The 12,330-nt window shown below is 62.6% G+C and carries 10 protein-coding genes; 7 read left to right on the forward strand and 3 right to left on the reverse strand.

What is annotated here, in order from left to right; all coding sequences use genetic code 11:
• Positions 1 to 48: 48 nt before the first annotated feature.
• Positions 49 to 2,316, reverse strand: coding sequence for a marine proteobacterial sortase target protein (locus tag JQ609_RS15985; protein WP_212274121.1), 2,268 nt, complete (start codon positions 2,314 to 2,316; stop codon positions 49 to 51).
• Positions 2,317 to 2,505: 189 nt separating this feature from the next.
• Between JQ609_RS15985 and JQ609_RS15990 the strand changes: the two genes are divergently transcribed.
• Positions 2,506 to 3,270 (forward strand): helix-turn-helix transcriptional regulator, encoded by a 765-nt coding sequence (locus tag JQ609_RS15990; RefSeq protein WP_212274122.1) that lies wholly within the window; start codon positions 2,506 to 2,508, stop codon positions 3,268 to 3,270.
• A gap of 203 nt (positions 3,271 to 3,473) precedes the next feature.
• Positions 3,474 to 3,683, forward strand: a complete 210-nt coding sequence (locus JQ609_RS15995; RefSeq protein WP_192735591.1) for a cold-shock protein — start codon at positions 3,474 to 3,476, stop codon at positions 3,681 to 3,683.
• Positions 3,684 to 3,794: 111 nt separating this feature from the next.
• Here JQ609_RS15995 and JQ609_RS16000 read toward each other — a convergent pair whose 3' ends face one another.
• Positions 3,795 to 5,342 carry a long-chain fatty acid--CoA ligase gene (locus JQ609_RS16000; protein ID WP_212274123.1) on the reverse strand — a complete coding sequence of 516 codons (1,548 nt, stop codon included), beginning with the start codon at positions 5,340 to 5,342 and terminating at the stop codon, positions 3,795 to 3,797.
• An 88-nt stretch (positions 5,343 to 5,430) separates the two neighbouring features.
• Positions 5,431 to 6,639 (reverse strand): ABC transporter substrate-binding protein, encoded by a 1,209-nt coding sequence (locus JQ609_RS16005; RefSeq protein WP_212274124.1) that lies wholly within the window; start codon positions 6,637 to 6,639, stop codon positions 5,431 to 5,433.
• Positions 6,640 to 6,796: 157 nt separating this feature from the next.
• Between JQ609_RS16005 and JQ609_RS16010 the strand changes: the two genes are divergently transcribed.
• The 5 genes from JQ609_RS16010 (at position 6,797) to JQ609_RS16030 (ending at position 12,242) form a co-directional block, all read left to right on the forward strand.
• Positions 6,797 to 7,951, forward strand: coding sequence for an acyl-CoA dehydrogenase family protein (locus JQ609_RS16010; protein ID WP_212274125.1), 1,155 nt, complete (start codon positions 6,797 to 6,799; stop codon positions 7,949 to 7,951).
• A 138-nt stretch (positions 7,952 to 8,089) separates the two neighbouring features.
• Positions 8,090 to 9,244 (forward strand): acyl-CoA dehydrogenase family protein, encoded by a 1,155-nt coding sequence (locus tag JQ609_RS16015; RefSeq protein WP_212213328.1) that lies wholly within the window; start codon positions 8,090 to 8,092, stop codon positions 9,242 to 9,244.
• 34 nt (positions 9,245 to 9,278) lie between these two features.
• On the forward strand, positions 9,279 to 10,490 hold the full coding sequence (locus tag JQ609_RS16020) for an acyl-CoA dehydrogenase family protein (RefSeq protein ID WP_212213325.1): 1,212 nt from the start codon (positions 9,279 to 9,281) through the stop codon (positions 10,488 to 10,490).
• Between the two features lie 80 nt (positions 10,491 to 10,570).
• Positions 10,571 to 11,227 carry a glutathione S-transferase family protein gene (locus JQ609_RS16025; RefSeq protein ID WP_212274126.1) on the forward strand — a complete coding sequence of 219 codons (657 nt, stop codon included), beginning with the start codon at positions 10,571 to 10,573 and terminating at the stop codon, positions 11,225 to 11,227.
• Positions 11,228 to 11,420: 193 nt separating this feature from the next.
• A complete protein-coding gene (locus JQ609_RS16030) occupies positions 11,421 to 12,242 on the forward strand; it encodes an AraC family transcriptional regulator (RefSeq protein WP_212274127.1) in 822 nt (273 codons plus the stop codon).
• The last annotated feature ends 88 nt before the right edge of the window (positions 12,243 to 12,330 follow it).

Genomic DNA, 12,330 nt, shown 5'->3' on the forward strand with positions numbered 1-12,330 from the left:
CGCGCGCATTCGGGAGGAGCTTGGGGGGCCTCCTCCGTCAAGGGGGCGTCAGGGGATCAACGCCTGGCGCCGATTGAACGCGAACAGGACAAGACTGAATATGAGGAAGATCACACCCAGGATCATTCTCAGTTCGGCATCGGTCGCGGTCTTCGGGAGCTGGACCGTGTTCGGCGCTGCCGTGACCGCAGGGGCCGCGCGTTTCAACGCCGCGACCTGAACCCTGGCCTCGCCGGCCTCGGCGCGACGTTCCATCGGCGTGACCGGCAGTCGCGGGCGTTCACCGAACACTTTGGCGAAATCCCACCCGGCCGGCAGGTTGATCGGCAGTTCCGAAACTTTCAGCGGTTCGCCTTCGGGACGGCTCGGCGTCTTGTCGACCGCGACGAGGCTGGTCAGCCGCGTCACCAGTTGATGATCGAGTGCGAGCGCGAGGATGGTCTTGTCGGCATCCTCCGGGCTCTCCTGCCGTGTGGTGCGCGCAACTTCGGCATCGGCAATCTTGCGCCGCGCCCATAGTTTCGACAGGCCCTTGCCCTCGGCCGCGCTCGCCAGCGGAAGCGTCACCACCCACGGACGGTCACCGATCCGGCCCTTGATCTCGACCGAGCCGGCGAGCTTGTCGAGTTTGGCGGCAAGAATCAGCGGCTCATCGAGGTAGAGGTCCGGGATCGGCGATGGGGTGATGTCGGCGGTGGCGTCGGAGAATTTGGCGGTGAGGTTGGTCACCGCGGGATTCTCCAGTTTCGAGAACAGCCCACGCATGCGCTCCTCGACCTGTTCCACCGAGCCGATATGGGTGAAGGCGCCGCGGCCGAGTTCGGCGGCACGCGTCATCAGATGGGTGTTCGGGGCCGAGCCGATGCCGACCATGAAGACGCGCGAGCGGCCACGCAGCGCGTTGATGGTCTCGAACAATTGCTGCTCATTGCCGATCGCGCCGTCGGTCAGGAACACGACCTGGCGGACATAATTGGAATCGCCAACGCTGTCGCTGAGCGCGGCGCGCATCGCCGGCACCATTTCGGTGCCCCCATTGGCCTGCAGCGCGCCGACGAACGAGGTCGCTTGACCGACACGCTCGCGGTCGGCCGGCACCGAGGCCGGGAACAGCATCTCCATGGTGTGATCGAAGCGGATCACGTTGAAGCGGTCGGCAGGCTGCAGGCGGCCGAGCGCGTAAGTGAGGCTGGCCTTGGCCTGGATGATCGAGACGCCGCCCATCGAGCCGGAATTGTCGATCACGAAGATCACCTCGCGCGGCAGTGGCTTCCTGTCGTTCTGTTCGACCGAAGGCGGCGTCACGAGGGCGAGCAGATAATCGCTGCCGCCGACATGTTCGCGAAACAGGCCGACCGACGGCGCCTTCTCCGCGGCAGGCTTCCAGGTGAGTTCAAAGTCGCGATCCGCCGGCACCACGCCTTCGGCGAGCTTGATGATGAACGTGCCGCCGTCGGGGCTTTCGGTCTTGATGGTGTGATGATGGCTCTTGATCTCGCCGATCGGGAATCCGGCCTGCAGGCGAACCGTGATACTTGTCGGATTGACCGGCGCGTTGGTCGCGGGATCGAGCACCTGCGGAGAGATGCGGTCGCGGTCCGGCACCGGATCGGATTTGCTGGCGCCCCAGCCGCCGCCGGGGCGGAAGTCGACGCTCTGCACCACGGGTGCGGGATTGTAGCGCGGCCCGATCACCATCGGCAGCCGCAGCGAGAATTCATTGCCGCTCTGTGCTACCTGCTCCTGATACTCGATCTGCACCAGCACGGTTTCGCCGGGGCCGATATTGGCGACCGAATTGGTGAAGATATTCGGCCGTTCCTGTTCGGTCAGCGCCGCCTTCTGTCCGTTGCGTGCCGCTTGCTCATAGATGATGCGGGCCTGCTGCCGCTCCTTGATGTCGCCGACGATGACGCGGTCGCCGACCACCATCTTCAGCGTATCGACGGCGCCGCCGGACGGCAGCGGATAGACGTAAACCGCCTCGACCCAGTCTTGCGTCGGGTTGCGGAAAACCTGCGTGACGCGGGCGCGGACCGTGGGGCCGGACACGGTGATGTCGACATCGATGCCAAGCCGCGAGGCGTCGGCGTAGCCGTCCTCGGTCTTCAGCAGCAGCGAACCGGAACGGGCATCGCCCGGCTTGAGGAAAGTGGTCTGCGCGCGCTCGGCGGACCAGGCCGGTAAACTCAAAAATAAGGCCGCAAATCCGATCAGCAGTGCGGCGGCGCCTTCAAAGGCGAAGAACAGTATTACGCGCATTTTGCGCGACAGGCGCGAACGCCTGTCGGGCTGGATTTCACCGCAGATCGTCATTTCCTTCTCCCGTGCGACGTGTTCGTCGTGCAGGAAATCTCCGGTAACGCGCTGACGGGCGCGAGCGGAATGATCGGCATTGTTCAGCCTGACGCCAGCGCCGTGCGCCACGGCAGGGGCGGCTTTGTGCGGGTTTGTGATGGATTGTGCGTCTGGTAGACTGCCCAAACAGGCCGAACAGGGGTGACGATGCCGACGCCGGACAAGCAGCTTTCCGCCGAACAAAGCCGGCAGATCGCCGATACCATTCGGGAAGAGATCGCCCGCCGCCGCATCTCCCGGCAATCGTTGGCCGAACTCGCAAAACTCAGTCTTTCGACGCTGGAAAAGGTGCTCGGCGGCCGCCGTCCATTCACACTCGCGACCACGGTCCGGCTCGAACAGGCGCTCGGCGTATCCCTGCGCAAGACGGTGGATGCGCCGGCGCCGGCCGCGCCGGTCAATGGCGACATCGCGCCAGATGGATTGGGCGCCTATTCGCGCCGCGCGGTGGCGTGGATCGAAGGCGCTTATGTCACGATACGGCCGTCGTTCGGCGACAAGGACGCGATCTTCGCCTACCTCACCGAGATTGTCTGGAGTGATGCGGCCTCGTCGCTCGTGTTCCACGAAGGCGAGCGGCAGGATGCCTTGTACACCCAGTTCGGCGAAGTCGCGGTGCCGAACCAGTCCGGCCACATCTATCTCGTCACCAACCGGAACGGTCAGCATCGCCTGATCACGGTGGCGCGCGTGGCCATATCAGGCGAAATGTACGGCATCATCACCACGCTGCTGGCAGGGCGCGGTTCCATGCTGACACCGATTGCCGCTCCGATCGCGTATGTGCCGATCAAGATGGTCGCAAACCCGAGTTTTGGGCGCATATCGTCCGATAATGCCAATTATGCGCTGTATCGCGAACGTCTGCGGCGGACGATCGATGAGCCGTTTGCCATGTTTCTGCCCGGTTAGAGCCTGTTTTTGACGCGTTTCTTGACGCGCTATCGTCCCTTGTAATTCCCGCGCAAAGGGCCTATATCCCGCTTGTTCGAATTGTCGTTTGCCTTGTTGACTACGCCGACACCGGCCCATCCCCAAGACATCGTTGAAATCGGATCAAGCTCACGCGGAGGTCGTGTGAGCAAAGCGCATTTGCGCATCTTGGAGATAGTTACATGGCTACCGGAACAGTTAAGTGGTTTAACGCGACCAAGGGTTTTGGCTTCATTCAGCCCGACGATGGTGGAACGGATGTGTTCGTTCACATCTCGGCTGTCGAACGCGCAGGCCTGAGCTCGCTCAACGAAGGTCAGAAGATCTCGTTCGAAGCGAAGAAGGACCCGATGCGCGGCAAGACCAGCGCTGAGAACCTTCGCGTCGACTAACAAAGGTTGCTGATTACGGATTACCACGGATGTGCTGGGATCCTCTAATTAGCCTCTGATACAGAAGCCCGCCGGTGCAAATCGGCGGGCTTTTTTGTTGCCAGCACATCATCACGAGGCAATGGCTTTGTCGGTCGGCTTCGAAACGCTGAAATTCTTTCGCAGCGTCGGCTTGTGAATCTTTCCCGTCGCGTTGCGCGGCAGGGCGTCGACGAACTCGATCAGCCGCGGGCATTTGAACCGCGCCAGATTGGCCTGGCAGTGCGCGTGGATATCGTCGGCCGAAAGCGTATGGCCGGACTTCACGGCCACGATCGCCATGCCGACTTCGCCCCATTGCTCGTTCGGGATGCCGATCACGGCGGCTTCGGCGATGGCCGTCAATTGATGCAGCACGCTCTCGACCTCGGCCGGATAGACGTTCTCGCCGCCGGAAATGTACATGTCCTTCCAGCGATCGACGATGTAGTAGAAGCCCTCTTCATCGACGCGCGTGGCATCACCGGTGTGCAGCCAGCCGTCGGTGAAGGATGATTGATTGGCATCCGGCCGGTTCCAGTAGCCGGGCGTGACGTTCGGTCCCTTGACCCAGAGTTCACCGAGCTCGCCGACATCGGCGTCTGACCCATCAGGGCGAACGATCCGCACTTCCGTATGCAGCACCGGCTTGCCGGAGGAGCCGGCCTTGCGCGCGGCGTCCTCCTTGTCGAGCGTCAGCACCGCGGGGCTGGTCTCGGTCATGCCGTACCCCTGCTGCAAGGCGACGCCGCGGGCTTCCCATATTTTCAGCAGCGGCACCGGCATCGGCGCGCCACCGACACCGCCGATCACGAGCCGGCTGAAATCGGCTGCAGCAAACGACGGATGCTGCGACATGAACTGGTAGATCGCGGGCACGCCGAAGAACTGGTTGATGCCTTGGGAGGGATCGCTGATCAATTGCAGCGCAAGCCCAGGATCGAACGCGCGCATGATCAGCACGGTGCCGCCGGCGTGGAGCACGGGATTGGTGTAGCAATTCAGCCCGCCGGTGTGGAACAGCGGCAGCACCGTGAGCAGCACCGACGACGGCGAGATGTACGCGGGACCGCCGAGATTGACGCAATTCCAGAACGTCATGCCGTGGGTGATGATCGCGCCCTTCGGCTGGCCCGTAGTGCCTGAGGTGTACATGATGGTCGAGATGTCATCGAGCGTGACCATCTCCGCGCGATCGAGCGGCTTTGACGCGGCGATCGCCGCTTCATAGGAGCCACCCGGACCAAGCAGCAATGCCGATGAAACGTTGCAGAGTTTGGCGACCGATAGCGCGACCTCGGCAAGATCGGTGTCGTGGATCATGACCTTTGGCGAGGCGTCGCCGACAATGAACTGCAGCTCGGGAACGGTGAGGCGGGTGTTGAGCGGCAGGAACACGGCGCCGATCCGGAAGCAGGCGAACTGCACCTCCAGCGTATCTGATGTGTTCAGCGCCAGCACCGCGATCCGGTCGCCGCGCGCGATCTTGAGTTTGTCGCGCAGATGGGTGGCGAGCAGCGAGATCCGCGCATCAAACTCCGCATAGGAAAGCCGGTGCTGGCTGGCGAGGTCGATCGCCGCGATCTTATCCGGCGTGCGGCGGCCGAAATGGGCGATCCAGTCGTAATAGCGGACGGACAAGGCTTCCTCCTGACGTCGCGCGTGCGCGTTGCACCCGCGGTCTCGTGTGCGATTGAGTCAGACTCTGAGGGCGAGGGAGCGAGCCATTTCACGAACCCCGCAGCAATTCGCTGATCACGTTGAACTGGTTGTCGCGAAATTCGACCATGTAGCCGTCCTTGATGGGGCGATAGTCTTTCGGTGAGGTGTTGAGCTTGACGCCCGGCATCAAGAGCGGCAGTTGCACATCCCTGAGGTTGGCGGCCTGCGCCATGATGTTCTCGCGGCTCAGATCGTTCTTGCACTGCTCCAGCACGACCACCAGCGCTTGGGCGACCATGTAGCCATATCCGGCGGCGAAATTCGCCGGATCGACATTCGGCACCCGCGCCTTCATGAATTCGCGGTAGGCGATCAGGTCGGGATCTTTGGAGTCGGCCGCATAGGGCTTTAGCGATCCGACCGACATGATGCCGCTCGCGGCCTCCAAGCCCGCCGGCACCATCACGGTTTCCTTGTTGGCGCAGCCCGAGGAGATGAAGCGCATCGGACGCCAGCCGGTCTCATAGGCTTTGCGGATCGCCTGCGCGCAGGCGCGCGGCGTCACGCTGTAGATCAGGAAAACGTCGGCTTTGGTATTGGCAAGGGTGAGGATCTGCGAATCCACGCTGGGATCGGCGACTTCGAAGCTCGATGCCAGCGCGATCGCCTTGTCGGCGTCGGCCCCAAGCGCCTCTTTCACGCCGCGCAAATAATCCTTCCCGGCGTCGTCGTTCTGGTAAAGGATCGCAAAGCGTGCATTAGGATTTTTGGCGCGCGCATAGCGCACGTCGATGCCGGCTTCCTCGACGTAATTCGGTGCCCAGGGCAGCGCCATCAGCCAGGGCTGGTTGACCGGATCGTTCCATTTCGACGCGGATGAGATCAGGAACAGGTGCGGCACCTTGGCGCTGTTGAGGTACTTTGCGGTCGCCGAACTCGGCGCGGTGCCCATGGTGCCGAACATGAAGGCGACGTTGTCGCTTTCGACCAGCCGCCGCGTCGCCTCGACCGTCTTCGGCGGCGAGAAGCCGTCGTCAAGCGAGACCATGTTGAGCTTGCGCCCGTTGACGCCGCCCTTCTCGTTGACCATGTCGAAATAGCCGGCAAAGGCCTTGCCGACGACGCTGAGCGCCGAGGCCGGGCCGCTATACGGCATGATGTTGCCGAACTTGATTTCGGTAGCGGTGATGCCGGGCTGTTGCGCGAAGGCAGCTGACGATGCGACGAGCGACAGCGCCAGGAAAATGGCCGGGACAGATTGGCTCCATCGGATCATGCTTCATCTCCCCGGCGTTTTGCCGATTTTGTGTTATTGCTTTTTTGCAGAAGGCTAGGGCATGGCCGGGGAACCGGTCTTGCGTTGAGTCGCCAGCCGCTCAACGCAAGTTTACGCAGGCCGATTCAGGGCATCGTGATTCCGTCGGGAGGACAGCATGCTGGAGCGGACAACGGCGAACAGCCCGTTTTACAACGCGGATCACGAAGCGTTTCGCGACGTGATGCGGCGCTTTGTGACGCGTGAGATCGAGCCCTATGCCCATGAATGGGACGAAGCCGGCGAGTTTCCGCGTGAGCTGTACGCCAAGGCGGCCGAGATCGGCCTGCTGGGGCTCGGTTTCCCCGAGGAATATGGCGGCGTCGCTGCCGACCAGTTCATGAAAATCGTGGCCTCGCAGGAACTCGCGCGCGCCGGCGCGGGCGGTGTCTCCTCCAGCCTGATGAGCCACACCATCGGCGCGCCGCCGATCGCGCGTGCCGCCCGCGCCGAAATCAAGGCGCGGGTGCTGCCGGAGGTGCTGTCCGGCAAGAAGATATCGGCGCTGGCGATCACCGAGCCGAGCGGCGGCTCCGACGTCGCCAATCTCCGCACCAAAGCGCGCCGCGACGGCGATCATTACGTCGTCAGCGGCGAGAAGACGTTTATCACCTCCGGCATGCGGGCCGATTATCTCACGGTCGCCGTGCGCACCGGCGGTGAGGGCGCGGGCGGCGTCAGCCTGCTGCTGATCGAGGGCGATACGCCGGGGCTGTCGCGCACCAAACTCAAGAAGATGGGCTGGTGGGCGTCGGATACCGCGACGCTGCATTTCGACGAATGCCGTGTGCCGGTCGAAAACCTGCTCGGCGAGGAAGGTCAGGGCTTCAAGCTGATCATGCATAATTTTAACAGCGAACGGATGGGCATGGCGGCGAGCTGTACGGCCTATGCGCGCGTCTGCGTCGAGGAGGCAATTGCCTACGCCAGGGAGCGCCACACCTTTGGCAAACCGATCGCGCAGCACCAGGTGATCCGCCACAAGCTGGTCGACATGGCGCAAAAAGTCGCGGCCTCGCAAGCGATGCTGGAGATGCTGGCATGGCGGCTCGGACAGGGCGAAAGCCCGGTCGCCGAGATCTGCATGATGAAGAACCAGGCGACCCAGACCATGGCGTTCTGCGCCTCTGAAGCCGTGCAGATCTTCGGCGGCGCCGGCTTCATGCGCGGCATCAAGGTCGAGCGCATCTATCGCGAGGTGAAGGTCAATGCCATCGGCGGCGGCACGGAGGAGATCATGAAGGATCTGGCGTCGAGGCAGATGGGATTGTGAGAGATACGCTCGCACTTCCGTCATTCCGGGGCGGGAGCGATGCGAGCGAGCCCGGAATCCATAACCACGATCGTGAGTATGGATTCCGGGCCTGCGCCAAGTGGCGCATCCCGGAATGACGAGGGATAGACTGACAAAATGCTCTTCACCGCCGACCACGACGAACCCCGCCGTATCCTGCAAAAATTCATCGCCGCCGAGATCAATCCCTTCGTCGACGAATGGGAGGAGGCCGGACAGTTTCCCTCACATGAGTTGTTCAAGAAGCTCGGCAATCTCGGCTTTCTCGGGCTCAACAAGCCCGTGGAGTTTGGCGGGCAGGGGCTCGATTACAGCTACGCGCTGATGATGGCCGAAGAGCTCGGCGCCATCCATTGCGGCGGCGTGCCGATGGCGATCGGGGTCCAGACTGACATGGCCACCCCGGCGCTGGCTCGGTTCGGTTCCGATGAAGTGCGTCGTGAATTTTTGGCGCCCGCGATCGCGGGCGATGCGGTGGCCTGCATCGGCGTGTCCGAGCCGGGCGCCGGCTCCGATGTCGCTTCGATCAAGACCAATGCCCGGTCGGATGGCGACGATTACGTCATCAATGGCGGCAAGATGTGGATCACCAATGGCGTAAAGGCGGACTGGATTTGCCTGCTCGCCAATACCAGCGATGGGCAGGTGCATCGCAACAAGTCGCTGATCTGCGTGCCCATGAAAACCAAGGGTGTCGAGGTCGCGCGAAAACTCGACAAAATGGGCATGCGCTCGTCCGACACCGCGCAGATTTTCTTCGATAATGTGCGGGTGCCGAAGCGCAACCGCATCGGCGAGGAGGGCAAGGGCTTTACCTACCAGATGGTGCAGTTCCAGGAAGAGCGGCTGTGGGGCGCCGCGGCGTGCCTGAAGGCGCATGAGTACATTATCGCCGAGACGATCGAATATACCCGCAACCGAAAAGCGTTCGGCAAGACCCTCCTCGACAACCAGGTGGTTCATTTCAAGCTTGCGGAAATGCAGACCGAGGTCGAGCTGTTGCGGGCGCTGATCTACCGCGCTGCCGAGGCGCTGATCGCGGGCGAGGACGTCACGCGTCTTGCGACCATGGCAAAGCTCAAGGCCGGACGGCTGGGACGCGAACTCACCGATGCCTGTTTGCAATTCTGGGGCGGCATGGGCTTTATGAACGAAACACACGTCAGCCGCGCCTATCGCGACAGCCGCTTGACCTCGATCGGCGGCGGCGCCGATGAAGTGATGCTGACGGTCTTGTGCAAGATGATGGGCACGCTGCCGGGAGCGAAGTAAAATTCAACTTACCGAACCATGAACGGATATCGATATGCTCTATCAGGAGAGCCAGAAGGTCACCGAGCTGAAGCATCGCCTTCAGTCCTTCATGGATCGCCACGTCTATCCGAATGAAGAGCGCTTCTACAAAGAGGCGGAAGAGCTGGGAGCCTGGAAGGTTTTCCCGGTTGTCGAGGAGTTGAAGCCGAAGGCGCGGGAGGCCGGCCTCTGGAACCTGTTCCTGCCGGAGAGCGAACACGGCGCCGGTCTGACCAACCTCGAATACGCGCCGCTGTGCGAAGTCATGGGGCGCTCGCATCTCGCGCCTGAAGTCTTCAACTGTTCGGCGCCCGACACCGGCAACATGGAAGTGCTGGCGCGCTACGGCACGCGCGAGCATCAGGAGCGCTGGCTCAAGCCGCTGCTGGCTGGCGAAATCCGCTCCTGCTTTGCCATGACCGAACCTGCGGTCGCCTCCAGCGACGCCACCAATATCGAGAGTTCCATCCGGCGCGACGGCGATGATTACGTCATCAACGGCCGCAAATGGTACACCACCAACGCGACCGATCCGCGCTGCAAGATCTGCATCTTCATGGGCAAGACCGATCGCGATAATCCGGATCGCCATCGCCAGCAGTCGATGATCCTGGTGCCGATGGACACGCCAGGCGTCAAGGTGCTGCGGTCTATCCCGGTGTTCGGGTTCTATGGCGTGCCTGACAGGGCCTCGGAAGTGGTGTTCGAGAATGTCCGCGTGCCCGCCACCAACATGCTGCTTGGTGAGGGCCGCGGCTTCGAAATCGCACAGGGGCGTCTCGGTCCCGGCCGTATCCATCACTGCATGCGGTTGATCGGGCTCGCCGAACGGACGCTGGAAAAGATGTGCGTGCGGACCAGAAGCCGGGTTGCGTTCGGCAAGCCGGTTTCGGAGCAGACCGTCACGCAGGAGCGAATCGCGGAATCGCGCATCATGATCGAGCAGTCGCGGCTCCTTACGCTCAACGCGGCGCATATGATGGACACTGTCGGCAACCGGGCGGCCAAGGCGGAAATCGCGATGATCAAGGTCGCGGTGCCCAACATGGCGTGCCAGGTGATCGATTGGGCCATTCAGGCCCATGGCGGCGGCGGCACCAGCAACGATTTCGGCCTGGCTGCGGCCTATGCTACGGCTCGCCTGCTCCGCCTCGCCGACGGTCCGGACGAGGTTCATCGCAACCAGATTGCCCGCCTCGAACTGCGCAAGCACAGCAATGCCTGAGGCGCGGCGCCAAGATGATATTGCGGGCGCCGCTTCGGCGCCCCAAACTGGCCTGAATCGAAATTGAGGGGAAACGCCTGATGATCACGCTTTATCACTGCGACGGAGCGCGCTCGTTCCGCCCGCTCTGGATGCTGGAAGAGCTCGGGCTGCCCTATGAGCTCAAGATGCTGCCGTTTCCGCCGCGGGTGTTCGCCAAGGAATATCTCGCGATCAATCCGCTCGGCACCATTCCCTTCATGGTCGATGGCGATACCAAAATGACGGAATCGTCCGGCATCTGCCACTACATCGGCACCAGATATGGCCCGACGCCGCTGATCGTCGGGCCCGACGAGCCGGCCTATGGCGCATTCCTGAACTGGATGTATTTTTCTGACGCCACGCTGACCTTTCCGCAAACGCTGGTGCTGAGATACAGCCAGCTCGAGCCGGAGGAGCGCCGCAATCCGCAGGTGGCGGGGGATTATGCAAAATGGTTCCTCGGGCGGCTGCGGGCCGTGGAAGCCGCCACCGGCAAGTCAGAAACGCTCTGCGCGGACCGCTTTACCGCCGCCGATATCGCCAACGGTTATGCGTTGCGGTTGGCCGGAAATATCGGGCTGGCCAAGGATTTCGGGCCCAATGTCGCAGCCTATTGGGCGCGGTTGCAGGCGCGTGACGGTTATAAGCGGGCGGTGGCCGCGGAACAGAAGGCCGGCGCCGAGCAAAACGTAGCGCCGCGGGTTCGGGGCTGATTAGAAACGCAGTCATTCCGGGATGGTGCGCGAGCACCAGACCCGGAATCTCGAGATTCCCCGATGCGCAATTGCGCATCTGAGGTTCGCTTCGCGCCCCGGAATGACGTCGTTTGCGTCCGTGACAGCCCCCCAATTTCCGCTATGGTTGCCCCATCGCAGCGGCCCAAGAGCCGCGCGAGGAGGATGCACCATGGACGACATCGGCCGCAAATCGGGCCATCTGATGCTGATCACTCCGGAGCGCGTGTTTTACGCGGGCCTGCTCGGCCGGCCGCGGGAACGCTGCTCGGGTGCGTTCAACATCTATGTCGCGATCGAAGGCGGGTTGTGGCTCACCACATCAGATGGCCGTGAGAGCCATGCCGAGATGGTCGCGGTGCTGCCGAACACAGGGCATACCATCGCCAGCGACTATCGTTCGGTGCTGAGCGTCGTGATCGAGCCGGAAAGCGTTTGTCCCGGCGTGCTCGAAGACCTTGCCGCGCGGCTGTCGGGGCCTGAAGGCAAAGCCTTTGCCGACCGCATTCGCGCCGCCTATCTCGCCTTGCGCGAGCATCATGCGGGCGACGATTTCTCCAGCGCCGAGTTCGACTTTCTGTGCCTTGGCGAAGCCTTGCCGCAACGCGTGCTCGATCCACGCGTGGCCCGCGCGATTGTGCAGATCGGAAAATTCTGCGGCGAACCGGTGACGGCCGCAAGCTGCGCCGCGGAGGCAGGCCTCTCGCCGTCGCGCTTCCTGCATCTGTTCAAGGAAGAGACCGGAATCTCGTTCCGCTCGTTCCGCGCCTGGAAGCGGGCGCGGCATTTGCTGCACTTCGCCAACCAGGACATCAACCTCGCGCATCTCGCGCAGGATATCGGCTATCCCGACTCCACGCATTTCAGCCACTCGATCCGCCGCTTCTACGGCTTGAAGCCGCGCGCGATCTTTTCCGGCTCGCGCGACCTGACGATCTACCGCAGCAATCGCACCGGCGGCGCCAATAGCGGGTGGACGCAAGAAGCGGGCTGACGCGGGCCGCATGATCGCCAGCGCATGATCCGGAAAAGTGTGAAGCGGTTTTCCGAAAAGATCATGCAAGGGCGATTTCCGCCCATTT

Source organism: Bradyrhizobium sp. AUGA SZCCT0169 (assembly GCF_018130085.1).
Classification (GTDB): domain Bacteria; phylum Pseudomonadota; class Alphaproteobacteria; order Rhizobiales; family Xanthobacteraceae; genus Bradyrhizobium.